This window comes from Flavobacterium zhairuonense, assembly GCF_004352915.1.
GTDB lineage: Bacteria > Bacteroidota > Bacteroidia > Flavobacteriales > Flavobacteriaceae > Flavobacterium > Flavobacterium zhairuonense.
On the sequence record NZ_SJSY01000072.1, the window covers coordinates 358497 to 384690 of the forward strand.

Here is a 26194-nt window from a genome sequence, read left to right on the forward strand (position 1 = left end):
CAGCTTTGAATTTGTCAATCTATTTAGGTTAAAATTTTTGATTGCATAATTTTAGGTTAAAAATAAATTTAGTAAAATTCTTGTTAATTTTATATTTTTGAGCTCTTTAAAATGTAAGAGTGCAGTCAAATGAAAAATTATAAACAATTGTTGTCCTATTTTAAATTCTCAAATCAACAGCGAACTGGCATTGTGGCGCTTTTCATAATTATAATTGTATTAGAGGTTTTGTATTTCTGTTTAGATTTCAATTCGACTGAAAAAGCTTTTCCTGAAAAAGAGCAATGGATGGCGCTTCAGTCAGAGATTGATTCTTTTAAAATGATGAAATATGAAAAAAAGCCGATGCAATATTCTTTTAATCCAAACTTTATTTCAGATTATAAGGGGTATAAGCTTGGAATGTCTGTTCAGGAAATTGATCGCTTATTGGCGTTTCGAAAAGAAAATAAATATGTGAATTCGGCAGAGGAATTTCAGGCAGTAACCAAAATATCCGATTCTTTATTGAGGGCGATTTCTCCTTTGTTTAAATTTCCAGATTGGTCTCGGAATAAAACAAATTTTAAGACCGATAAAAAAGAATATGCATCGGAAACGGATTTCAAAAAGGAAAACAAAAAGGAAAAGCTAGTTATTTTGGATATTAACCAAGCTACACAAGAAGATTTGATCAAGGTTTATGGCATTGGCGAAGCATTATCTTCAAGGATCTTAAAGCAAAAAGAAATCTTAGGTTGTTTTGTCTCAATGGAGCAGATGGGTGAGATTTGGGGATTGTCTCCAGAGGTAATTGTAGAGCTGAATTCTCACTTTAGAGTTGTAATTCCGAAAGATTTGAAAAAAATTGCAATAAATGATGCGTCATTAAAAGATTTATCGCAGTTTCCCTATTTCAAATATGCATTGGCAAAACAAATTATAACTTATCGAAGCATGAACGGAAATTTTGATAATATTGAGGATTTGGCAAAAATTAAAGGTTTTCCTGTTGAAAAAGCAAAAATAATTAGTTTATATTTGGAGTTCTAAAAAAACAGCCAACAATGAATTTTGATTACAGCGAAACACAGTCAATGATTGCGCAATCCATAAAAGAGTTTGCGGACAAAAACATTAGACCTAATATTATGGAATGGGACGAAGCGCAAATTTTTCCTATTCCGCTTTTCAAAAAATTAGGAGAAATGGGATTTATGGGCGTTTTGGTGCCAGAAGAATACGGTGGTTCCGGATTAGGATACCATGAATATATTACTGTTATCGAAGAGATTTCAAAAGTTGATCCTTCAATAGGTTTGTCTGTTGCTGCACACAATTCATTATGTACAAATCATATTTTGACTTTTGGAAATGAAGAACAAAAGAAAAAGTGGCTTCCGAAATTGGCAACTGCAGAATTTATTGGTGCTTGGGGATTGACAGAGCATAATACAGGTTCTGATGCGGGAGGTATGAATACCACAGCAGTAAAAGATGGCGATTTTTGGATTGTCAACGGAGCTAAAAATTTTATCACCCACGCTATTTCAGGTGATGTTGCTGTAGTTGTAGTTCGCACAGGAGAAAAAGGTGATTCAAAAGGTATGACGGCATTTGTTTTTGAAAAAGGAATGCCAGGATTTTCATCAGGAAAAAAAGAAAATAAACTTGGAATGCGTGCCAGTGAAACAGCAGAATTGGTTTTTGATAATTGCCGTGTTCCAGATGCAAATAGGCTAGGTGAAGTTGGAGAAGGTTTTGTTCAGGCGATGAAAATACTTGATGGTGGCCGAATTTCAATTGGCGCCTTGTCATTAGGAATTGCAAAAGGGGCTTACAATGCCGCTTTGAAATATTCAAAAGAAAGATATCAGTTTGGTCAGCCAATTAGTAATTTTCAAGGGATATCTTTTAAATTAGCCGATATGGCTACAGAAATCGAGGCTTCGGAATTGCTTTTGCATAAAGCTGCTTATTTAAAACAGCAGCATAAACCAGTCACTACATCAGGAGCCATGGCTAAAATGTATGCTTCAGAGGCTTGTGTGAAAATCGCAAATGATGCCGTTCAGATTCATGGAGGGTACGGCTATACCAAAGATTTCCCGGTGGAGAAATTCTATAGAGATTCTAAACTTTGTACTATAGGTGAAGGAACAACTGAAATTCAAAAACTGGTTATCTCGAGAAATTTGCTGAAAGAATAAAGAATAAAGAATAAAGAATAAAGAATAAAGAATATTAATCTATTATCTTGCTTCTTTGTTCTTTATTCTTTTCAAAAAAAAATAATTCACAATTTATACTTCATAATTCATAATTTATTTTTACATTTGCAGCCTTAACGAGAGGAGGTGTCTATATTATGTTAATTATACCAATTAAAGACGGAGAAAATATCGATAGAGCATTAAAGCGCTATAAAAGAAAATTTGATAAAACAGGAACTGTTCGTCAATTAAGAGCACGTACTGCTTTTATTAAGCCTTCTGTTATCAAAAGAGCTCAAATTCAAAAAGCTGCTTACATCCAAGGCTTGAAAGATAGTTTAGAGAGTTAGTATTTAGCTTTTGCAAAAATAATTACCGTTAGTTGTCAAAAAATAATGACACTAACGGTTTTTTTATGCTTAATTTTGAAATAGGTCTAAAGTGATTGTTAGGAGATAAAATGAATCAGATGAAATCAAATAAGGAGGCTTTTCGTGATTACCTTGAGTTGGAGAAAAAGTATTCAATGCATACGGTTAATGCGTATTTGAATGACATTTTGTTTTTTGAGGAGTTCAATAAAAGTCATTTTGAGCAGGACAACGTTGAAAATGTGAGTTACAGCCAAATTAGAAGCTGGATTGTTTCTTTGGTTGATGGCGGAATTTCAAATGTTTCTGTGAATAGGAAGATGGCTTCTTTAAAGGCGTTTTATAAATTTCTTTTGAAAGCAAAGCAAATTGATGTGAATCCGATGCTAAAGCATAAGGCTTTGAAAACTCCAAAAAACATCCAAATTCCTTTTTCGGAAAAAGAGCTGGGGGATTTGATGCAGGGAATTGATTCTCCTGTTGGTTTTGAGGAAGTCAGAGATAAATTGATTGTCGATTTGTTTTATACGACAGGAATGCGTAGAGCGGAGCTGATAAACTTGATGCTTTATAATGTGGATTTGTCTTCGAAAATAATTAAGGTTTTGGGCAAGCGAAATAAGGAACGTCTTATTCCGATTTTGCCTATTGTTGTCGATGAGCTAAAGGTGTATTTAGGCGAACGTTCTTTGGTGGAAAACATTCAGGATGAAGATTATTTTTTTATTTCAAAAAAAGGATTAAAATTGAGTGAATCTTTTGTGTATCGATTAATAAATTCTTACTTTAGTAGGGTCTCTGAAAAGGTGAAAAAAAGTCCGCATGTGCTTCGGCATACTTTTGCAACTCACTTGTTAAATAATGGGGCAGATTTGAATTCAGTTAAGGAATTATTAGGGCATTCGAGTTTGGCGTCGACACAAGTATATACTCATAATAGTTTGGCGGAGCTCAAAAAGACATATAATGATGCGCATCCTCGAAACAAATAATGATTTCTGAAATGTTTAACCCTAAAATTAGTATTATGAAGGTAGATGTTCATGCAGTTAACTTTACTGTTGACAGAAAATTGGTGGATTTTATTCAAGAAAGAATGGATAAGTTAGAAAAATACTACGATCGAATAGTGTCGTCAGACGTTTTTTTAAAAGTGGAAAGAACAAGTGATAAGGAGAATAAAGCGGTGGAGATAAAGATCAATGTTCCTGGAGATGATTTTTTGGTAAAAAAGCAATGTAAAACATTTGAAGAAGCGGTAGAGCTTTCAGCAGAATCATTAGAACGTTTGCTAGTAAAAAGGAAAGAAAAAATAAGAGCGCACATATAATTGAAATTTTTTTTCAAAAAATGTTTTGATTAAAAGATAAAATAGCTACATTTGCAGTCCGTTAGAAATAGCGGACTTTTTTAATGCATTCGCCGATGTAGCTCAGCTGGCTAGAGCAGCTGATTTGTAATCAGCAGGTCGTGGGTTCGAGTCCCTCTATCGGCTCGAAAAATTTCAAATGCGATTTGAAATTAGTTCTTTAAAAGAATGGAATTTTAAAATTAGGGGAGATACTCAAGCGGCCAACGAGGGCAGACTGTAAATCTGCTGTGTGAACTTCGCAGGTTCGAATCCTGCTCTCCCCACAAAATGCAAACTCTGCCGGTGTAGCTCAGGGGTAGAGTGCTTCCTTGGTAAGGAAGAGGTCTCGGGTTCAAATCCCGACATTGGCTCAAGTAAGTAGGAAATTGAAAATTAATATATAACTAAGATTAAAAATTAAGTAAAATGGCAAAGGAGAATTTTAATCGTTCCAAACCGCACTTAAACATAGGTACAATTGGACACGTAGATCACGGAAAAACTACATTAACTGCTGCAATTACAAAAGTATTGTCAGATGCTGGTTACTGTCAAGCAAAATCGTTTGATCAAATCGATAACGCTCCAGAGGAGAAAGAAAGAGGTATTACTATTAATACATCACACGTAGAGTATGAAACAGCTAACCGTCACTACGCTCACGTTGACTGTCCAGGTCACGCGGATTACGTAAAGAACATGGTTACTGGTGCTGCTCAAATGGACGGAGCTATCTTAGTAGTTGCTGCTACAGATGGTCCAATGCCACAAACTCGTGAGCACATCCTTTTAGGTCGTCAGGTTGGTATTCCAAGAATCGTTGTTTTCATGAACAAAGTGGATATGGTTGATGATGCTGAGTTGTTAGAGCTTGTTGAAATGGAAATTAGAGATTTATTATCTTTCTACGAATATGATGGAGATAATGGTCCTGTAGTTCAAGGTTCTGCATTAGGAGGATTAAACAATGATCCAAACTGGGTACCTAAAATTATCGAATTAATGGAAGCTGTAGACAACTGGATCGAAGAGCCAGTACGTGACGTAGCTAAACCATTCTTGATGCCAGTTGAGGACGTATTTACAATTACAGGTCGTGGAACTGTTGCTACAGGTCGTATCGAAACTGGAGTTGCTAACACTGGAGATCCTGTTGAAATCATTGGTATGGGAGCTGAAAAATTAACTTCTACTATTACAGGAGTTGAGATGTTCCGTAAAATCCTTGATAGAGGTGAGGCTGGAGATAACGTAGGTTTATTGTTAAGAGGTATTGATAAAGCTGATATCAAAAGAGGTATGGTTATTATTAAGCCAGGTTCAGTAAAACCACACGCTAAATTCAAAGCTGAGGTTTATATCTTGAAAAAAGAAGAAGGTGGACGTCACACTCCATTCCACAATAACTACCGTCCACAGTTCTACGTACGTACAACTGACGTAACAGGAGTTATTTCTTTACCAGCAGGTGTAGAGATGGTAATGCCAGGTGATAACTTAACTATCGAGGTTGCTTTATTAAGCCCAATCGCTATGAACGTAGGTTTACGTTTCGCTATCCGTGAAGGTGGTAGAACAGTTGGTGCTGGTCAGGTTACTGAAATCGTAGAGTAATTCTATTAAAATAAATAAAAAGCCAGTGATTATTTTTTAATCACTGGCTTTAATTACGGGCGTAGTTCAAGGGTAGAATAGCGGTCTCCAAAACCGTTGATGGGGGTTCGAATCCCTCCGCCCGTGCAATAAAAAATATATCAAATGACAAAAGTTACTAATTATTTATCAGAGGCTTTCGAGGAGTTAAAGTCAAATGTTACTTGGCCAGCTTGGGCTGAGGTTCAAAAATTGACAATTGTTGTGGCTGTATTTTCGATTCTATTTGCTTTGGCAACATGGGGAGTGGACGAATTTTTTGCAAAAGCTTTAGCTGGATTTTTTAACTGGTTAAAAGGATAATTTTTTTGTGATGGCAGATAATAATGTGAAAAAATGGTACGTAGTTAGAGCGGTTAGTGGTCAAGAGAATAAAGTGAAAGCTTATATCGAGACTGAGATTGCGAGATTAGGTATGGAGGATTATGTTTCTCAGGTTTTAGTTCCTACTGAAAAAGTAGTTACTGTAAAAGATGGGAAAAAATCATCTAAGGATAAAGTGTATTTTCCTGGATATGTTATGATCGAAGCTAATTTAGTTGGTGAGATACCTCATATTATTAAGTCTATTACAAGTGTAATTGGTTTTTTAGGTGAAATTAAAGGTGGGGAACCGGTTCCTTTGAGATTATCTGAAGTAAATCGTATGTTAGGAAAAGTGGATGAGTTGGCTGTAAATACAGATACTCGTTCAATTCCATTCAGCTTAGGTGAAACTGTAAAAGTGATCGATGGTCCTTTCAATGGTTTTAACGGAACGGTTGAAAAAATAAATGAAGAAAAGCGTAAGCTTGAAGTAATGGTTAAGATTTTCGGAAGAAAAACACCATTAGAGTTAAGTTTTATGCAAGTTGAAAAAGTATAATTTTTTGTTACACTATAATAAACCATTGTAATCGCTTCCATTGATTACAGTGTTAAATTTTTTAAAAATGGCTAAAGAAATTAGTAAGGTAGTTAAACTACAAGTTAAGGGAGGTGCTGCGAATCCGTCGCCACCGGTTGGACCTGCTTTAGGAGCTGCTGGGGTAAACATCATGGAGTTTTGTAAGCAATTTAATGCTAGAACTCAAGATAAACCTGGCAAAATTTGTCCAGTGCAAATCACTGTGTACAAAGACAAATCATTTGATTTTGTTGTTAAGACTCCTCCAGCGGCGGTTCAGTTAATGGAAGCTGCAAAGCTAAAATCTGGTTCTGGTGAGCCTAATCGTAAAAAAGTAGCTAGCGTTACTTGGGAACAAATTAGAACTATTGCTGAAGACAAAATGCCAGACTTAAATGCTTTTACAATTGAAAAAGCGATGAGTATGGTTGCAGGAACAGCTAGATCTATGGGTATAACTGTATCAGGAGATGCTCCTTTTTAATTAAGAAAAAGACATGGCAAAATTAACAAAAAAGCAAAAAGAGGCTGCTTCAAAAATTGAAAAGAACAAATTATACTCTCTTAAGGATGCTGCTGCATTATTAAAAGTTGTTGCTTCTGCAAAATTTGATGAGTCTGTTGATATCGCAGTTCGTTTAGGTGTAGATCCTAGAAAAGCGAATCAAATGGTGAGAGGTGTAGTTACTTTACCTCATGGAACAGGAAAAGACGTTAAAGTATTAGCGTTGGTTACTCCAGATAAAGAAGCGGAAGCTAGAGAAGCTGGTGCAGATCACGTTGGTCTTGATGATTACTTGCAAAAAATTAAAGATGGTTGGACTGATGTTGATGTTATCATCACTATGCCAGCTGTTATGGGTAAATTAGGTCCATTAGGTCGTATTTTAGGACCTAGAGGTTTAATGCCAAACCCTAAAACAGGTACAGTAACTATGGATGTTGCTAAAGCTGTTCAAGAAGTTAAAGCTGGTAAAATTGACTTTAAAGTTGATAAAACTGGTATCGTTCACGCTGGTATTGGTAAAGTTTCTTTCGGAGCTGAGCAAATCGTTGAGAACGCACACGAAATTATTCAAACATTAATAAAACTTAAGCCAACTGCTGCTAAAGGTACATACATCAAAGGTATTCACCTTACAAGCACAATGAGTCCTGCTATCGCATTAGACCCAAAAGCAGTATAATTGGTAGTTAAAAATTTTTAGTATGACTAGAGAAGAAAAATCAATCGCGATTGAAAATTTAACTGCGCAGTTAGCTGGTACAAATATCATTTATATTTCTGATATTTCTGGTTTAAACGCAGAGACAACTTCAAACTTGCGTAGAGCTTGTTTTAAAGCAGGTATCAAATTAGAGGTTGTAAAGAACACTTTGCTTGCAAAAGCAATGGAAGCTTCTTCTAATGATTATGGTGATTTACCTACGGTTTTATCAGGTAACAGTGCTATATTTATTTCTGATGTTGCTAACGCGCCTGGAAAAATTATCAAAGATTTCCGTAAGAAATCTGATAAACCAGTTTTAAAAGGAGCTTACATCAATTCTGAAGTATATATTGGTGACAACCAATTAGATGCATTAGCTACAATTAAATCTAAAGAAGAGCTTATTGGAGAAATCATTGGATTATTACAATCTCCAGCTCAAAGAATTATTTCTGCTTTACAAAACAAATTCGCAGGAAGCGAAGAAGAAGGAGCAGAGTAATTATCAACGTAAGAAGGAATACTTTCTTACTGCTTAATTAGCGCACAATAATTAAATTATATTTTTACAAATCATTTTAAACGATAGAAAAAATGGCAGATTTGAAACAATTCGCAGAACAATTAGTTAACTTAACAGTTAAAGAAGTTAACGAATTAGCAACAATATTAAAAGACGAGTATGGTATCGAGCCTGCTGCTGCAGCTGTAGTAGTTGCTGCTGGTGGTGGAGAAGGTGCTGCTGAAGAAGCACAAACTGAATTTACAGTTGTATTGAAAGATGCTGGTGCATCTAAATTAGCAGTTGTGAAATTAGTAAAAGAACTTACAGGTTTAGGTCTTAAAGAAGCTAAAGATGTAGTTGACGGTGCTCCAAGCAACGTTAAAGAAGGTGTTTCTAAAGAAGAGGCTGAAGGTCTTAAAAAATCATTAGAAGAAGCTGGAGCTGTAGTTGAATTAAAATAATTTAACTCGGTTTTAAGAACTAGGTTTAGGTCCTGAGTTAACACTCAAAGGCCTAAACCATTTTTCGTATAATAAAATACATTAAATTTTATTATCAAATAGTTTAATATACGAAAGAGTTTTTGATCAATACGAAGAAAAAAAATTGAACTATATTTTATCGTTTTATTTTTAAAGATGTATTGATTTTAAAAAGAAAGTATAAACTACGCAGTGTGTTTTTACACAAAAAAATTACTTTTTTTTAATCAAAATTTTGTCCATTGATGATAACAAATCAGACTGAAAGATTGAATTTTGCCTCTACAAAAAACATTCCTGATTATCCAGACTTCTTGGATGTTCAGGTAAAATCTTTTAAAGATTTCTTTCAATTAGAAACGAAATCTGACGAAAGAGGCAACGAAGGGTTATACAATACCTTCATGGAAAACTTCCCAATTACAGATACAAGAAACAACTTTGTATTGGAATTCCTAGATTATTTTGTTGATCCACCACGTTATACAATTCAAGAATGTATAGAGAGAGGTCTTACTTATAGTGTGCCTTTAAAAGCAAGGTTAAAACTATACTGTACAGATCCAGAACACGAAGATTTTGAAACTATTGTACAAGATGTTTATCTTGGAACAATTCCTTACATGACTCCTAGTGGTACTTTTGTTATTAATGGTGCCGAGCGTGTTGTAGTATCTCAATTACACCGTTCTCCAGGGGTTTTCTTTGGACAGTCATTCCACGCAAATGGAACTAAACTTTACTCTGCAAGAGTTATTCCTTTCAAAGGATCTTGGATAGAGTTTTCTACAGATATTAACAGCGTAATGTACGCGTATATCGATAGAAAGAAAAAATTACCTGTAACAACTTTATTCCGTGCTATCGGTTTCGAAAGAGATAAGGATATCCTTGAAATTTTCGACTTAGCTGAAGAAATTAAAGTTTCTAAAACTGGTATTAAGAAATATATTGGAAGAAGACTTGCTGCGCGTGTATTGAATACATGGCATGAGGATTTCGTAGATGAGGATACTGGAGAGGTAGTTTCTATCGAACGTAACGAAATCATCCTTGATCGTGATACTATTATCGACAAAGATAATGTTGAAGAGATCATTGATTCTAATGTAAAATCTATTTTGTTACACAAAGAGGATAATAACCAAGCAGATTATGCTATTATCCACAATACGTTACAAAAAGACCCTACAAACTCTGAAAAAGAAGCTGTAGAGCACATTTACCGTCAGTTGCGTAACGCTGAACCGCCTGATGAGGAAACTGCTCGTGGTATTATAGATAAATTGTTCTTCTCTGATCAACGTTATAACTTAGGTGAAGTTGGTCGTTACAGAATGAACAAAAAATTAGATTTAGATATCCCTATGGATAAGCAAGTGCTTACTAAAGAGGATATCATTACAATCGTTAAATATTTGATCGAGTTGATCAACTCTAAAGCAGAGATTGATGATATTGATCACTTATCAAACCGTCGTGTTAGAACAGTTGGTGAACAATTGTCTCAACAATTCGGTGTTGGTTTAGCACGTATGGCTAGAACTATTCGTGAGAGAATGAACGTTAGAGATAACGAGGTATTTACACCAATTGATTTGATCAATGCTAAAACATTGTCATCAGTTATCAACTCTTTCTTTGGTACTAACCAGTTGTCTCAATTTATGGATCAAACGAATCCATTAGCTGAGATTACACACAAAAGAAGACTTTCTGCACTTGGACCAGGTGGACTTTCGAGAGAGAGAGCTGGTTTCGAGGTTCGTGACGTTCACTATACGCACTATGGTCGTTTATGTCCGATTGAAACTCCTGAGGGACCAAACATTGGTTTGATTTCATCTCTTGGTGTTTATGCAAAAGTAAACGGAATGGGATTCATTGAAACTCCATACCGTAAAGTAACTAATGGTGTAGTTGATTTAGAAAGTACTCCAGTTTACTTAAGTGCTGAAGAAGAAGAAGGTAAAATGATTGCTCAGGCAAACATTGAAATGGACGCTTCTGGTAAAATTACAGCTAGCAATGTTATTGCTCGTGAGGAAGGTGACTTCCCAGTTGTTGAGCCATCAGTAGTTCATTATACAGACGTTGCTCCTAACCAGATCGCTTCGATTTCTGCGTCATTGATTCCTTTCTTGGAGCATGATGATGCGAACCGTGCGTTGATGGGATCAAACATGATGCGTCAGGCAGTTCCTTTGATCCGTCCTGAAGCTCCGATTGTTGGTACAGGTTTAGAGCGTCAAGTAGCTTCAGATTCAAGAGTATTGATCAATGCTGAAGGGCATGGTACTGTTGAATACGTAGATGCTAACATCATTACTATTAAATACGATCGTACAGAAGACGAAAGAATGGTTAGTTTTGATGCTGATGAGAAAACGTACAACTTAATTAAATTTAGAAAAACCAATCAAGGTACAAGTATCAACTTGAAACCAATCGTAAGAAGAGGTGACAGAGTTGTTCCTGGTCAAGTATTGTCTGAAGGATATGCTACTCAAAATGGAGAATTAGCTTTAGGTAGAAACTTAAAAGTTGCGTTCATGCCATGGAAAGGGTACAACTTCGAGGATGCGATTGTAATTTCTGAGAAAGTAGTTCGTGATGATATTTTTACATCTATCCACGTTGATGATTATTCATTAGAGGTTAGAGATACTAAGTTAGGGAACGAAGAGTTAACAAACGATATTCCTAACGTTTCTGAAGAAGCTACTAAAGATTTAGATGAAAACGGTATGATTAGAATTGGAGCAGAGGTTAAACCTGGCGACATTTTGATCGGAAAAATTACACCAAAAGGAGAATCAGATCCTACTCCAGAGGAGAAATTGCTTCGTGCAATCTTCGGGGATAAAGCTGGTGATGTAAAAGATGCTTCATTAAAAGCTTCTCCATCTTTACATGGTGTAGTTCTTGACAAAAAATTATTTGCAAGAGCCGTAAAAGATAAACGTAAACGTACTCAAGATAAAGATGCTTTAGGCGCTTTAGAAATGGAATTCGAAACTAAATTTGTTGAATTAAAAGACAGATTGGTTGAGAAATTATTCTTGATCGTTAACGGAAAAACATCTCAAGGTGTAATGAACGATTTGGGTGAAGAAGTTTTACCAAAAGGTAAAAAATATACTCAAAAAATGCTTTACGCAGTAGAGGATTTTGCTCACTTAAGCAAAGGTCAGTGGGTTGCTGATGACGCTACTAATAAAATGGTTAATGATTTAATTCATAACTATAAAATTAAGCTGAACGACTTACAAGGAGCTTTAAGAAGAGAGAAATTCACTATTACAGTTGGAGATGAATTACCATCTGGAATCTTGAAATTGGCTAAAATCTATATCGCTAAAAAACGTAAGTTAAAAGTAGGTGATAAAATGGCAGGTCGTCACGGTAACAAAGGTATTGTTGCTAGAATCGTTCGTCACGAAGATATGCCATTCTTAGAAGATGGAACACCAGTAGATATCGTATTGAATCCACTTGGGGTACCTTCACGTATGAACATTGGTCAGATTTATGAGACTGTATTAGGATGGGCTGGTATGAACTTGGGTAGAAAATTTGCTACTCCAATTTTCGACGGTGCTTCTCTAGACGAAATCAACGCTTTGACTGATGAAGCTGGAGTGCCACGTTTTGGACATACTTACCTATTTGATGGTGGTACTGGAGAGCGTTTTGCACAAAAAGCGACTGTGGGTGTAATTTACATGCTTAAATTAGGACACATGGTTGATGATAAGATGCACGCACGTTCTATTGGACCATACTCATTGATTACGCAACAGCCACTTGGAGGTAAGGCTCAATTTGGAGGTCAGCGTTTTGGAGAGATGGAGGTTTGGGCACTTGAGGCTTATGGAGCTTCTAGTACGCTACGTGAAATCTTAACTGTTAAGTCTGATGACGTTATTGGTAGAGCTAAAACTTACGAAGCTATCGTTAAGGGGGAAACTATGCCAGAACCAGGTTTGCCAGAATCATTCAATGTATTAATGCACGAATTGAAAGGTCTAGGTTTAGATCTTCGTTTGGAAGAATAATAAAAAAAATGTAGAGACGTGATTAATCACGTCTCTACATTCGTATTTATAAAAGTTTTTAAAGATTTATACCCGTAACCCGTTCCGATTTTTTATAACAATGCGAGGCATTTTATAACTAGCACTTCAAATAAGAATTTGAGGTTTAGAGAAGTAACCCGAGGTAGTAGCTGAATGATTAACTCTTAGTTTTCCTAAGAGTAGATTATAAATCTAAAATCAATTTTTTAATTGCAAATAAATCAATAGTAAAAACTATGATGAATAACAGAAACAATAAAGATAAAAATCCAGTAAAAAGATTTAACAAAATCTCTATTGGATTGGCTTCACCAGAATCTATCTTGAAAGAATCAAGAGGAGAGGTTTTAAAGCCAGAAACAATCAACTATAGAACTCACAAACCAGAGCGTGACGGACTTTTCTGCGAAAGAATCTTCGGACCAGTAAAAGATTTCGAATGTGCTTGTGGTAAGTATAAAAGAATTCGTTACAAAGGTATCATCTGTGACCGTTGTGGTGTTGAAGTTACTGAGAAAAAAGTACGTCGTGATAGAGTAGGTCACATCAACCTTGTTGTGCCAATTGCTCACATCTGGTACTTCCGTTCTCTTCCAAACAAAATTGGTTATATCCTTGGTCTTCCATCTAAGAAATTAGATATGATCATTTACTACGAAAGATACGTAGTAATTCAGCCAGGTATCGCTAAAAATGCAGATGGAGAATCATTACAAAGATTAGATTTCTTAACTGAAGAGGAATATTTAAATATTTTAGATACTCTTCCGCAAGAAAACCAATATTTAGATGATTTAGATCCTAATAAATTTGTTGCCAAAATGGGAGCAGAGTGTATTATGGATTTATTAGCTCGTATTGATCTAGATGCTTTATCTTATGAATTAAGACACAGCGCTAACAATGAGACTTCTAAACAAAGAAAAACTGAGGCTTTAAAAAGATTACAAGTTGTTGAATCTTTCCGTGAGTCTAACGAAAACCGCGAAAACCGTCCAGAATGGATGATCATGAAAGTGGTTCCAGTTATCCCACCAGAATTACGTCCGCTTGTGCCACTTGATGGAGGTCGTTTTGCAACTTCAGATTTGAACGATTTATACCGTCGTGTAATCATCCGTAACAACCGTTTGAAAAGATTAATGGAGATTAAAGCTCCAGAAGTTATCTTAAGAAACGAGAAACGTATGTTACAAGAATCTGTAGATTCATTATTCGATAACACACGTAAAGCTTCTGCTGTTAAAACAGAATCAAACAGACCATTAAAATCATTATCTGACTCATTAAAAGGTAAGCAAGGGCGTTTCCGTCAAAACTTACTTGGTAAACGTGTGGATTATTCTGCTCGTTCGGTAATTGTCGTTGGTCCTGAGTTAAAATTATATGAGTGCGGATTGCCAAAAGATATGGCATCTGAGTTATACAAACCATTCGTTATTCGTAAGTTGATCGAAAGAGGTATTGTAAAAACAGTAAAATCTGCTAAGAAAATTATTGACAAAAAAGAGCCAGTAGTTTGGGATATTTTAGAAAATGTAATTAAAGGACACCCAGTATTACTTAACCGTGCTCCTACTTTGCACAGACTTGGTATTCAGGCTTTCCAACCAAAATTAATTGAAGGAAAAGCAATCCAGTTACACCCATTAGTATGTACGGCTTTCAACGCCGATTTCGATGGTGACCAGATGGCGGTTCACTTACCATTAGGACCAGAGGCTATTTTAGAGGCGCAATTATTAATGTTGGCTTCTCACAATATCTTGAACCCTGCAAATGGTGCTCCAATTACTGTACCTTCTCAGGACATGGTCTTGGGTCTATACTATATGACCAAAGAGCGTATTTCTACAGAAGATCACATTATTTTAGGTCAAGATTTGACTTTCTATTCTGCTGAAGAAGTAAACATTGCATTAAACGAAGGAAGATTGGAATTGAATGCTCGTGTGAAAATTAGAGCAAAAGATTTTAATGACGCTGGAGAATTAGTGTACAAAATCATTCAAACAACTGCAGGACGTGTATTATTTAACGAAGTAGTACCTGAAGCAGCTGGATATATCAATGACGTATTGACTAAGAAAAACCTTAGAGATATTATCGGACACATTTTAAGTGTGACTGATGTACCTACAACGGCAGCTTTCTTAGATAATATGAAAGATATGGGTTATAAATTCGCATTTAGAGGAGGTTTATCGTTCTCTTTAGGTGATATTAGAATCCCAGAACAAAAAACTAAGTTAATTGCAGATGCTAGAGAGCAAGTTGAAGGTATCTCAACTAACTATAACATGGGTCTTATCACAAATAACGAGCGTTACAACCAAGTTATTGACGTATGGACTTCAGCAAATGCTCAGTTGACAGAGTTAGCAATGAAAAATATTAGAGAAGACCAACAAGGTTTCAACTCTGTATATATGATGCTTGACTCTGGGGCGAGGGGTTCTAAGGAGCAGATTCGTCAGTTAACTGGTATGCGTGGTTTGATGGCTAAGCCTAAAAAATCTACTGCTGGTGGTGGTGAGATTATTGAAAACCCGATTCTTTCTAACTTTAAGGAAGGTCTTTCGATCCTTGAGTACTTCATTTCTACTCACGGTGCTCGTAAAGGTCTTGCGGATACGGCTCTTAAAACGGCCGATGCTGGTTACTTGACAAGAAGGCTTCATGACGTTTCTCAAGATGTTATTGTTAACATCGAAGATTGTGGAACTCTTAGAGGTGTTGAAGTTGCTGCATTGAAGAAAAATGAGGAAATCGTTGAATCTTTAGGAGAGAGAATTTTAGGACGTGTTGCATTACAAGACGTTATTAATCCTCTTACTAACGAAGTAATGGTTAAATCTGGAGAACAAATTACAGAATCAATTATGAGAACTATCGAAGCTTCTCCAATTGAGAAAGTAGAAGTTAGATCTCCATTAACTTGTGAAGCTTTAAAAGGTATTTGTGCTAAATGTTACGGTAGAAACTTAGCTACTGGTAAGATGACACAAAGAGGTGAAGCTGTCGGAGTTATTGCAGCTCAGTCTATTGGAGAGCCAGGTACACAGTTGACACTTCGTACGTTCCACGTTGGAGGGGTTGCTGGAGGTATCTCTGAAGAGTCTAGTATCGTTACAAGATTCGCAGGTAGACTTGAAATTGAAGATTTAAAAACAGTTAAAGGAGAAGACGGAGAAGGTAACTCTGTTGATATCGTAGTTTCACGTTCAACTGAGTTGAAATTAGTTGACGAGAAAACTGGAATTGTTTTAAATACACATAACATTCCTTACGGATCTAGTATTTTTGTTAATGATGGAGATACTGTTGCTAAAGGAACTGTAATCTGTAAATGGGATCCATATAACGGTGTAATTGTTTCTGAGTTTACTGGTAAGATTGCTTACGAGGATTTAGAGCAAGGACAATCGTTCATGGTTGAGATCGATGAGCAGACTGGTTTCCAAGAAAAAGTAATTTCTGAGGCTAGAAACAAAAAATTAATCCCAACTTTATTAGTTTACGGTAAAGAAGGTGAATTGATTCGTTCTTACAACTTACCAGTAGGTGCACACTTAATGGTTGAAAATGGTGAGAAAATTAAAGCAGGTAAAGTATTAGTAAAAATCCCACGTCGTTCTTCTAAAGCGGGCGATATCACGGGAGGTTTACCTAGAATTACTGAGCTTCTTGAGGCTCGTAACCCTTCAAACCCAGCAGTTGTATCTGAAATTGATGGAGTTGTATCTTTCGGTAAAATCAAAAGAGGTAACCGTGAGATCGTTATCGAATCTAAATTTGGTGAGGTTAAAAAGTATTTAGTTAAACTTTCAAGCCAAATCTTAGTACAAGAAAATGACTTCGTAAGAGCGGGAGTTCCATTGTCTGACGGTGCAATTACACCAGATGATATCTTAAGAATTCAAGGTCCAGCTGCTGTTCAACAGTATTTGGTAAATGAAATTCAAGAGGTTTACCGTTTACAAGGGGTAAAAATTAATGATAAGCACTTTGAGGTAGTTATTCGTCAAATGATGCGTAAAGTAAGAGTTCAGGATCCAGGTGATACTTTATTCTTAGAAGACCAATTAATCCATACTAAAGATTTCATCGTTCAAAACGATAAATTATACGGTATGAAAGTGGTTGAAGATGCTGGAGATTCTTCAGTATTGAAACCAGGTCAGATTATTACGCCTCGTGAGTTACGTGATGAAAATTCATTATTGAAACGTACAGATAAAAATCTTGTTGTAGCAAGAGATGTAATCACTGCAACTGCAACGCCAGTTCTACAAGGTATTACAAGAGCTTCGTTACAAACTAAATCATTCATTTCTGCGGCTTCATTCCAGGAGACAACGAAAGTACTTAACGAAGCTGCAGTAGCTGGTAAAGTAGATGACTTAGAAGGATTAAAAGAAAATGTAATTGTTGGACACAGAATTCCTGCGGGAACTGGTATGAGAGAATACGATAACACTATCGTAGGATCTAAAGACGATTACAACGAAATGATGGCTAATAAAGAAGAATACATTTATTAATTTAGGAAACTATGAGTAATCCGAAACAACAACAAGAGCAAATTAATATTGAGTTAGACGAAACTATTGCAGAAGGAATTTATTCTAATCTTGCAATCATTAATCACTCATCATCTGAGTTTGTTTTAGATTTTGTGAGTATTATGCCAGGGATTCCTAAAGCCAAGGTAAAGTCAAGAATTGTCTTGACACCACAACATGCTAAAAGATTGTTAAGAGCAATAGGTGAAAATATCCATCGATTTGAAGCCGCTCACGGCGAAATCAAAGAAACGGAACAAGCACCAATTCCGCTTAATTTTGGTCCTGCGGGACAAGCATAAATTTAAAGCCCCATATTTTTATGGGGCTTTTTTTTATATGACATTTCGATTGTGCAGTTTATCCGATTTAATTCATATTTCGTCGACTAAATTTCTGCTTTATTTGAGATTGCATTAACTTAGTAGAACCTAATTAGAAAAATTTAATTTGGATAATAACTTAGTAAGGTTTTAATTAATTCAAATAAAAAAAAGCGCTATATCTGATATAGCGCTTTTTTTGTTAATCAATCATAATTTGTAGTAATTTTATTATAAATTGTATTTGAGGTTAAATGTAAATAAGTAATTTTGCATTTTAATTTAAAATTTTGAATGATGAAAAAAGAGATAGATGTGTCAGAATATCTTTTAAAAAACAAGAAAGATGAGATGCAGGCAATTGATGTTTTGGTATTGATAATTGTAAGTTTGTATTTTGTAATTGATTGTGTAACAATTTCAGATATTCAAGATCAGCTTGGAATTCATTGGCTTTTGATAAGCATATTAAATTTTATATCTGGTATTTTTATCTATCAATACAGAAAGGATATGTTTCAGTATTCAACCAAATCAATTTTTAAAAATAGTATTAGTCTGTTATATTTTCTTTTTCTCATTATATCGGGAGTTTCTGTTTTTTTAGCTATTAACAAAGTTGAGAGTATGATTATTTATACTCGATTTTTGACTACGGCAGTCACATTTTTGGTACTAGCGATTTTGTTTCATAAACGGTTGTATTTGTTTAAAAAATTATCAATTGTAATTGCAATTTTAGTACTTATTAAATCTTTTTCAGCTGTAAAAATATTTTATGGCGGTCTAGGTAAAGTCGGATTAGATGTTTTGATTAATTCCTTACAAAGTACGGAGGGGAATAAAAATATTTTTGCAGCTGTATTGGTAGTTCAAATTCCTATATTAATTTATGGTGTCTTTGCTCATAAAAAATGGTTGAAATATTTGTGTGCAGTTTCTCTTGCTTTTGGATTTATGACCGTTTTTTTGATTAATGCACGTGCTGCTTATCTAGGTCTGTTACTACAGCTCTTTTTGTTATCGATTGGTTTGCTGTTTTTATATTATAAAGAACAAAAAATAAAATTGTTTTATAAAAATGGAGGTTTAATTGTTTGTATCTTCTTAGGAGCTTTGTTTCTTACTCAAAATGGTATAAAAAAAGCGATTCAAAAAGATAAAAACTCGGTTTATGGTACTATAGGAGACAGATTAAGTACAATAACGGATAATTCAAATTCAACAACGTCAGTACGTTTAGAGTATTGGCAACATGCAGGAAAATTAGTTAATAAAAGGCCTCTTTTAGGTGTTGGAGTAGGGAATTGGAAATTATATACTACAACATATACCAATACACTTCTTGATGACAATACCTTTTCAAAACATCCTCACAATGATTTTATTGAAATTGCTGGTGAATCGGGAATACCAAATAGTATTGTTTATCTTTTAATTTTTGTTAGTGCTTTTTTTGTTACGCTTAAGAGTTTGTTTTCGCAGAGAGCGCATGAATCAAAACTATTATCTCTTGTTCTTTTTGTCTCTCTTTGCGGTTACTTTATCGATGCATTTTTTAACTTTCCTTTGGAAAGACCTCACATGCAAATTTTGTTTGTTTTTCTTTTAGCCACAATTATAGCAAGTTATTTGAGTAGAAAAGAGGAAAAAGAATCAAATACGGTTTTAATTGCTGAAAAAGGTTTAGTACTATTAATTGTTTTAGTAAGTGGCTTTGGGATTTATATGCATTATACCGTTTTTAAATCAATGAAGGCTCAGTTCGTTATCGACAATGATTTAAATAAGGTGGATGGTTTGCCCGATGCATTACCTGTATATAAATATGCTGAAGTAAAAAAAATGTTTCCCGCTTTTCCTAACATCGCAGAAAATTCTGAAACGATTGGTTATAAAGAAGCAAAATATTTGCAAAAAGAAAAAAGGTATAACGAAGCAATTAAAGTTTTGGACAGTGTCCATAAATTTAGTCCTTATACTGCTTATGACTATTATCTAAAATGTAAGATTTATCAAGATCTAAAAGAACAAGATAGTGCTTATACCTACAGCAAAAAGGCCTTTTATGCAAAACCAAGAAATATTTATTATTTTAAAATGGCAATTTATTTGGCTAATCTGAAAAAAGACCCAACTGAAATTGTTAAAATGTATAATGTATTTAGTACTTATAGAAAAGATTCACAAGCTTATTTGTATTATGCAAAATGTTTAGCTTGGTCGGGTGCGTATGATATAAAACGAATGAAACAAATTGTTAATGAAGGAGTAAAATTATATCCTAAAGATCAAGACTTGCAGAAATGGCAATCTGTTTTGTCTAAATATTAAAAGGAAGGCCATCAAAATGATGGCCTTCCTTATTATTTGAAATTTTAATCGAACTCCGATGTAAAGTATAATTTCACGCTTGGATATTTACTTTGCGTCATTTGAATCGTAAAATCAGAATCAGCTAAAAATACCAATTGCCCATATTTATCGTGTGCCAAGAATTTTTGCTTGATACGTTTAAATTCTTTAAATTCTTCATTTTTGGCGTCATCCGGTTTAACCCAACATGCTTTATGTACAGGGAAGTTTTCGTAAGTACATTTTGCACCGTATTCATGCTCCAAACGATATTGAATTACCTCGTACTGAAGTGCTCCAACAGTTCCGATAACTTTACGGTTGTTCATTTCTAACGTAAACAACTGAGCAACACCTTCATCCATTAATTGATCAACTCCTTTTTCTAATTGCTTAGCTTTCATAGGATCAGCATTATTGATGTATCTAAAATGCTCAGGAGAGAAACTCGGAATTCCTTTAAAGCTCATGATTTCTCCTTCAGTTAAAGTGTCACCAATTTTAAAGTTTCCTGTATCGTGTAAACCAACAATATCACCAGGATACGAAATGTCTACAATTTCTTTTTTTTCTGCAAAAAAGGCATTCGGACTAGAGAATTTTAGATTTTTCTTTTGACGAACGTGGTAGTAAGGTTTGTTTCTTTCGAAAGTTCCAGAAACGATTTTGATAAATGCTAAACGGTCACGGTGTTTCGGATCCATATTTGCATGGATTTTGAAAACAAATCCAGACATTTTTTCTTCTGTTGGCTCAACTGTACGAGTTTCAGAATCTTTTGCTCTTGGAGATGGAGCAATTGTAATAAAACAATCTAACAATTCGCGAACTCCAAAGTTATTTAAAGCAGAACCAAAGAACACAGGCTGAATTTTTCCATCTAAATAATCCTGACGTTCAAATTTAGGATAAACTTCATCTATTAATTCTAATTCTTCACGTAGTTTATTTGCTGCTTTTTCACCCACAATTTTATCTAATTCTGGATTGTTTTGCACATCAGAAAAAGCAATTGTTTCTTCGATATTTTTACGGCTGTCTCCACTGAAAAGATTGATGTTTTCTTCCCAAAGATTATAAATTCCTTGAAAGTCATAACCCATTCCGATAGGGAAACTTAGAGGAGTAACTTTTAAGCCTAATTTTTGTTCAACTTCATCCATTAGATCGAAGGCGTCTTTACCTTCTCGGTCTAATTTGTTGATGAAAACAATCATCGGAATGTTACGCATTCTACAAACTGCAACCAGTTTTTCAGTTTGTTCCTCGACCCCTTTTGCAACGTCAATCACAACAATTACACTGTCAACAGCGGTTAAAGTTCTAAAAGTATCTTCGGCAAAATCCTTGTGTCCAGGTGTATCAAGGATATTGATTTTTTTGTCTTTGTAATTAAAAGCAAGCACAGAAGTTGAAACCGAAATACCTCTTTGGCGTTCGATTTCCATAAAGTCACTCGTTGCTCCTTTTTTAATTTTATTGTTTTTTACAGCTCCGGCTTCTTGGATAGCACCTCCAAATAACAATAATTTTTCAGTTAAAGTTGTTTTACCGGCATCGGGATGCGATATAATTCCGAATGTTCTTCTGCGTTGTATTTCTTTTAAAAAGCTCATATTTCGTATAAATAGGTTGCAAAAGTACTATTAAATACGGCTTTATAAAAATATTCACTTCTTAAATTTGGGAAGTCTTTAAGTTTGGTGTGTTTTTTAGAAAAAAATAAGGCTGTTTTGCAACAGCCTTATAAAATTTAAATTTATTGATTAATGGACCAAATTGAATATCCTTTTGGCGGACATTGTATTTTTACCCATTTATCAGCTTGAGTTGTTGGATACCAAGTTGAGTTTCCTGTAAAATCTTTAATTTGAGTGTTGGCCCAATTGGTCTGAATCCATCTTTCCTGCCATACATCTGAGTTGTTGATATAAACCACTAATCCTGGATTTCCGTTGTATCCATTTCTTCTTGCAACATATTCGTCATTATCAGAATATAAAATTGAAGTTGTTCCTGTTGCTTTGTTGTTGTGAATCCAGATTAGATTGTTCAATTTGTTTTTATCCAGCCATTCTTCATAGTCTCTATAAAAGATTGTTGGATAACCTTCGTGAGTTAATATATAGGAGTAAGCTAGCATTTTGCTCCAAATTTCATCAGTATCGTGATTAGTCACAAAAGTAACGGCTTTATAAGGATTACGTTTCCACATCATATCATCATTTAATAATGCCAGATTATTTCCGTCGAAAGCATCATTCATTTTGTAATAACAAGCGAAATCAAATACAGAACTATTGGCATTGTTTGCCCACCATTCAAGCGTATTTACGTTAGAATCCCAATATTCTCCAACAGAAAATCCGCCTACATTTGCATTCCAGTCATGCACAACCCAAGGTGCAAAACCTTTAACGTAATCAAATCTCCATCCGTCAAATTTCATAGTGTTTTTGTAATATTTTCCAACACCATCAGCTCTTAGCCATAGCCAGTTTTGAACATTTGGCGCAGCGTGGCATAAATCTGGAAAACCTCCAAAAGATCCTTCGTCATTATTTCCGTAGCTATTTTTATAAAAATCATTATAGTTACGAGGAAATTTACCAGAAGCAATTCCTGTAAAGTTTGTCCACGTATTTGTTCCAGTGAAAGGATTTGCTTCAGATTGTCCACCACTGTTATGATTGATTACGATATCTGCGTATACTTTTATATTCTCAGCATGGGCAACAGTAATTAAATTTACCAATTCAGTTTTAGATCCAAATCTGGTTTCGATACTTCCATTTTGGTTGTAATCTCCAAAATCAAAATAATCAGTCGGATCATATCCCATCGAAAATGCTCCGTTTTGAGCTTTAGATGCTGGCGGAAGCCAAATAGATCCAATTCCTGCATTTCCCCATGCCGTTACTTTGCTGCTTACAGTATTCCACCAAGTTCCGCCTGCAGGAACATCCCAATAAAAGGCCTGCATCATAACGCCACCGCCTGGATTGTCAACATATTTTCCTGTAAGAGATGATTTTACACCCGTGCTAAAAGGTTTTCCGTCGTGGTGTGTAACATTAATAATTTCAAATTTCTGACTTTCAGCTTTTGAATCGGTTTCAATTGTGTCATTTTGCGAACATGAACATAAAAATGTTGCAACCATGCTCATAAACAAAAATTTTGTTTGTGGTTTTTTCATAATAGATTTGGTTAAAATGGTTAATAAAGTTAGTAATTACGCAATTTTAAAGCTTATAAAAGAGTATATTCTTGGTTTTTGCTGGTTAAAATTGTTAATTGCTCACGAATGTAGGTTTTTTTTGATTCGATTCGTTTTTGTCTGAAAATAGTTATGTAACGAAAACGTTGTAGTGTTAAAAACTTTTTTTTAGACCCTTTATAATTAAAGGATTAAGTTTTTAAAGGAATAGATTTTGTAGATTTTGCTTCTTTTTTAAACGACATGTCAAAATAAGCGACAAAAGTGATTTTTGATTTTTATAAAAAGGCAATCACTATAATTTTTTGTTAATAGTATAAGCGATAGTTGTATTATGTAATTGAATTGTTATTTTTGTTCGTTATAAGTAAAAGAACTAGAGTTTAATTGTTTACTGTTTTTGAAGTTCATCTTTTAAAATAAGGCAATTGAGAGTTTAGTCTTTAAAAAATGATTCTAAAAACAAGATCTTACATTTAAATTAAATCTAGAATAATGTTATTAAAAAAATTACAGCTAAAAACAATTGATTACAAGCTTGTATTGACAATGTGTTTTTTACTTTTTTTCAGCTCAATGGTTTCAGCTCAGGAGGTTATCCCCGAGATTGTAGCTCAAAAGCCAGCTGAACCTCATGTTGGAGGACAAAAAATTGATGGTATTATTGCTACCGTTGGAGATTATATTGTTTTAGATTCAGATATTGATAAAGGTTTTTTAGAAATCCAAGCTTCTGGTGGTAGTACAAAAGATATTACAAGATGCCAGATGTTAGGTAAACTTCTTGAAGATAAATTATATGCGCACCAAGCGATTCAAGATAGTATTATTGTAAGTGATGCCGAAATTAGAAGCATGATGGAAGACCGTTTGAATTATATGGTTAAACAAGTTGGAGACATCAATAAAGTGGTTGAATATTACCACAAAAGTTCAGTTGAAGAATTCAAAACTTATTTTGCAGACATTTTGAAAGAGCAAAAACTTGCTTCTGATATGCAGAAAAAAATTGTTGAAGGTGTAGAAATCACTCCAGAAGAGGTTCGTAATTTCTTTAAAAAAATACCAAAAGATGAGTTGCCAACTTTTGGAGCTGAAATGGAAGTTGCGCAAATTGTAGCAGAGCCAAAAGTTTCTAAAGAAGACAAACAAAAAGTAATTGATAGATTGAATGCGATCAGACAAGATGTTTTAGATGGTGCTAGTTTTGCAACAAAAGCTGTTTTGTATTCGCAAGATCCAGGATCATCTTCAAATGGAGGTTACTATAAAATGACTCGAAGAACTCCTTTTGTGAAAGAATTTAAAGACGTTGCTTTTAGCTTACAGGAGGGGGAGATTTCGCAACCTTTTGAAACAAATTTTGGGTTTCATATTATTATGGTTGATAAAATTAAAGGTCAGGAAGTTGAATTGCGCCACATTTTGATTTCACCAACTGTTTCTGAAAGCGCATTAAAAGAAGCAAAAGAAAGACTTGTAAATGTTCGTACTAAGATTATGAATAAAGAAATCTCTTTTGCTGATGCGGCTAGAACAGAATCTGATGAGAAAGAAACGAGAGCAAATGGAGGAACTTTAGTAAATCCTAACACGCAAGATACACGTTTTGAATTGACTAAAATGGATCCGCAATTATATGGCCAAGTTTCAAATTTAAAAGACAAAGAGATTTCTCAACCACTTTTAAATGTAGACGATAAAGGCAAAAAAACATATAAAATAATCACGGTAACAAACAGAATTAATGAACATACTGCTGATTATGCTCAAGATTATACAAAAATCAAAGAATTAGCATTAAAAGAAAAACAAATTCAAGCGATCGCTAAATGGTTTGATACGAAGATAAAAGATACTTATATTAAAATTATTGGAGAATACAGAGATTGTAATTTTACAAACAATTGGCTTAAAAAATAATTTTTATTAAATAAATAAAAAGAGTTAGTTTTATGAATCCATAGAGCTGACTCTTTTTTAATTTAAAAACATACTTAAATGTCTGACGTTACAGCAATTCATAATTTAGTTCAAAAACGAAACGAGTTAAAATCAGAAATAGCAAAAATCATTGTAGGCCAAGATGCCGTTATTGATCAAATATTATTATGTATATTTTCAGGCGGACATGCTTTGCTGATTGGGGTTCCAGGTTTGGCCAAAACATTAATGATAAATACTTTGTCTCAGGCTTTAGGATTGGATTTTAAAAGAATCCAGTTTACGCCAGATTTAATGCCATCTGACATTTTGGGAAGTGAAATCTTGGATGAAAGCAGACACTTTAAATTCATAAAAGGACCAATTTTCTCTAATATCATTTTGGCCGATGAGATCAACAGAACGCCACCAAAAACGCAAGCAGCTTTGCTTGAAGCAATGCAAGAACGCTCTGTTACAATTGCTGGACAGAATTATAAATTAGATTTGCCATATTTTGTTTTGGCAACACAAAACCCAATTGAGCAGGAAGGAACATATCCGTTACCAGAAGCGCAATTGGACCGTTTTATGTTTGCAATCAAATTGGAATATCCAACGTTTGAAGAAGAAGTTCAAGTTGTAAAACGCACTACATCTGACGTTAAAACGCAAATTAATCCGTTATTTTCGGCTCAGGAAATTATCGACTTCCAACATTTGATCCGCAGGATTCCTGTGGCAGACAATGTAATTGAATATGCGGTGAGTCTGGTAAGCAAAACGCGTCCGGATAATAGTTTGACAAATGATTTTGTGAAAAACTATTTAGATTGGGGAGCAGGGCCAAGAGCTTCTCAGAATTTGATTTTGGCTGCAAAAGCGCACGCTGCTTTCAACGGTAAATTCTCTCCAGATATTGAAGATGTAAAAGCTGTTGCAGTTGGAATTCTAAGACACAGAATCATTAAAAACTATAAAGCCGACGCTGAAGGAATAACGGAAGAAGTTATTATTAAGAAATTGATGTAAATAGTATTGTAATAAACGAGAGCTTGACAAAACTAAATTTGTCAGG

General features: G+C 34.6%; 20 protein-coding genes and 4 tRNA genes. 22 read left to right on the top strand and 2 right to left on the bottom strand.

What is annotated here, in order from left to right:
• Positions 1–129 precede the first annotated feature (129 nt).
• The 20 genes from EYY60_RS11840 to EYY60_RS11935 all read left to right on the top strand — a co-directional run bounded on the left by EYY60_RS11840 (position 130) and on the right by EYY60_RS11935 (position 19952).
• Positions 130–1032, top strand: a complete 903-nt coding sequence (locus EYY60_RS11840; protein WP_132989540.1) for a ComEA family DNA-binding protein — start codon at positions 130–132, stop codon at positions 1030–1032.
• 14 nt (positions 1033–1046) lie between these two features.
• The gene (locus EYY60_RS11845) at positions 1047–2189 is read left to right on the top strand and encodes an acyl-CoA dehydrogenase family protein (RefSeq protein WP_132989541.1); all 1143 of its coding nucleotides are present in this window, start codon (positions 1047–1049) and stop codon (positions 2187–2189) included.
• Positions 2190–2347: 158 nt separating this feature from the next.
• On the top strand, positions 2348–2542 hold the full coding sequence (gene rpsU / locus EYY60_RS11850) for a 30S ribosomal protein S21 (protein ID WP_026730435.1): 195 nt from the start codon (positions 2348–2350) through the stop codon (positions 2540–2542).
• Between the two features lie 119 nt (positions 2543–2661).
• Positions 2662–3555 carry a tyrosine-type recombinase/integrase gene (locus tag EYY60_RS11855; protein ID WP_132989542.1) on the top strand — a complete coding sequence of 298 codons (894 nt, stop codon included), beginning with the start codon at positions 2662–2664 and terminating at the stop codon, positions 3553–3555.
• Positions 3556–3590: 35 nt separating this feature from the next.
• On the top strand, positions 3591–3893 hold the full coding sequence (gene hpf / locus EYY60_RS11860; RefSeq protein ID WP_132989543.1) for a ribosome hibernation-promoting factor, HPF/YfiA family: 303 nt from the start codon (positions 3591–3593) through the stop codon (positions 3891–3893).
• Between the two features lie 91 nt (positions 3894–3984).
• A tRNA-Thr gene (locus EYY60_RS11865) sits at positions 3985–4058 on the top strand.
• Positions 4059–4117: 59 nt separating this feature from the next.
• A tRNA-Tyr gene (locus EYY60_RS11870) sits at positions 4118–4198 on the top strand.
• 15 nt (positions 4199–4213) lie between these two features.
• Positions 4214–4285: transfer RNA gene (locus tag EYY60_RS11875), tRNA-Thr, on the top strand.
• Positions 4286–4340: 55 nt separating this feature from the next.
• Positions 4341–5528, top strand: coding sequence for an elongation factor Tu (gene tuf / locus EYY60_RS11880; protein ID WP_012024011.1), 1188 nt, complete (start codon positions 4341–4343; stop codon positions 5526–5528).
• Between the two features lie 55 nt (positions 5529–5583).
• Positions 5584–5654: transfer RNA gene (locus tag EYY60_RS11885), tRNA-Trp, on the top strand.
• A gap of 18 nt (positions 5655–5672) precedes the next feature.
• Positions 5673–5870: a preprotein translocase subunit SecE gene (gene secE / locus EYY60_RS11890; RefSeq protein WP_008466927.1), complete on the top strand. Its 198-nt coding sequence runs from the start codon at positions 5673–5675 to the stop codon at positions 5868–5870.
• Between the two features lie 10 nt (positions 5871–5880).
• Positions 5881–6432, top strand: coding sequence for a transcription termination/antitermination protein NusG (gene nusG / locus EYY60_RS11895; protein WP_132989544.1), 552 nt, complete (start codon positions 5881–5883; stop codon positions 6430–6432).
• A gap of 67 nt (positions 6433–6499) precedes the next feature.
• Entirely contained in the window at positions 6500–6937 is a 438-nt protein-coding gene (rplK, locus tag EYY60_RS11900; RefSeq protein WP_008466923.1) for a 50S ribosomal protein L11, read from the top strand.
• Between the two features lie 13 nt (positions 6938–6950).
• Positions 6951–7640, top strand: a complete 690-nt coding sequence (rplA, locus tag EYY60_RS11905; RefSeq protein ID WP_132989545.1) for a 50S ribosomal protein L1 — start codon at positions 6951–6953, stop codon at positions 7638–7640.
• Positions 7641–7662: 22 nt separating this feature from the next.
• Positions 7663–8166 carry a 50S ribosomal protein L10 gene (gene rplJ / locus EYY60_RS11910; protein WP_012024014.1) on the top strand — a complete coding sequence of 168 codons (504 nt, stop codon included), beginning with the start codon at positions 7663–7665 and terminating at the stop codon, positions 8164–8166.
• A 92-nt stretch (positions 8167–8258) separates the two neighbouring features.
• Positions 8259–8630 carry a 50S ribosomal protein L7/L12 gene (gene rplL, locus EYY60_RS11915; RefSeq protein ID WP_057123938.1) on the top strand — a complete coding sequence of 124 codons (372 nt, stop codon included), beginning with the start codon at positions 8259–8261 and terminating at the stop codon, positions 8628–8630.
• Positions 8631–8896: 266 nt separating this feature from the next.
• Positions 8897–12709, top strand: coding sequence for a DNA-directed RNA polymerase subunit beta (rpoB, locus tag EYY60_RS11920; RefSeq protein ID WP_111422298.1), 3813 nt, complete (start codon positions 8897–8899; stop codon positions 12707–12709).
• Between the two features lie 257 nt (positions 12710–12966).
• Positions 12967–17274, top strand: coding sequence for a DNA-directed RNA polymerase subunit beta' (rpoC, locus tag EYY60_RS11925; protein ID WP_132989546.1), 4308 nt, complete (start codon positions 12967–12969; stop codon positions 17272–17274).
• 11 nt (positions 17275–17285) lie between these two features.
• Complete coding sequence (locus EYY60_RS11930; RefSeq protein ID WP_012024017.1) at positions 17286–17597, top strand: DUF3467 domain-containing protein; 312 nt, start codon at positions 17286–17288, stop codon at positions 17595–17597.
• Positions 17598–17915: 318 nt separating this feature from the next.
• Positions 17916–19952, top strand: coding sequence for an O-antigen ligase family protein (locus tag EYY60_RS11935; protein ID WP_162847878.1), 2037 nt, complete (start codon positions 17916–17918; stop codon positions 19950–19952).
• 44 nt (positions 19953–19996) lie between these two features.
• On the opposite strand, the gene EYY60_RS11940 is transcribed toward EYY60_RS11935, so the two are convergent.
• Together EYY60_RS11940 and EYY60_RS11945 are read right to left on the bottom strand one after the other, a co-directional pair.
• Complete coding sequence (locus EYY60_RS11940) at positions 19997–21589, bottom strand: peptide chain release factor 3 (RefSeq protein WP_132989548.1); 1593 nt, start codon at positions 21587–21589, stop codon at positions 19997–19999.
• A 143-nt stretch (positions 21590–21732) separates the two neighbouring features.
• On the bottom strand, positions 21733–23172 hold the full coding sequence (locus EYY60_RS11945; protein WP_132989549.1) for an alpha-amylase: 1440 nt from the start codon (positions 23170–23172) through the stop codon (positions 21733–21735).
• Between the two features lie 516 nt (positions 23173–23688).
• On the opposite strand from EYY60_RS11945, the gene EYY60_RS11950 reads away from it, so the two are divergent.
• Positions 23689–25116 carry a peptidylprolyl isomerase gene (locus EYY60_RS11950; protein WP_132989550.1) on the top strand — a complete coding sequence of 476 codons (1428 nt, stop codon included), beginning with the start codon at positions 23689–23691 and terminating at the stop codon, positions 25114–25116.
• A 78-nt stretch (positions 25117–25194) separates the two neighbouring features.
• Entirely contained in the window at positions 25195–26148 is a 954-nt protein-coding gene (locus tag EYY60_RS11955; protein ID WP_132989551.1) for an AAA family ATPase, read from the top strand.
• Positions 26149–26194 lie beyond the last annotated feature (46 nt).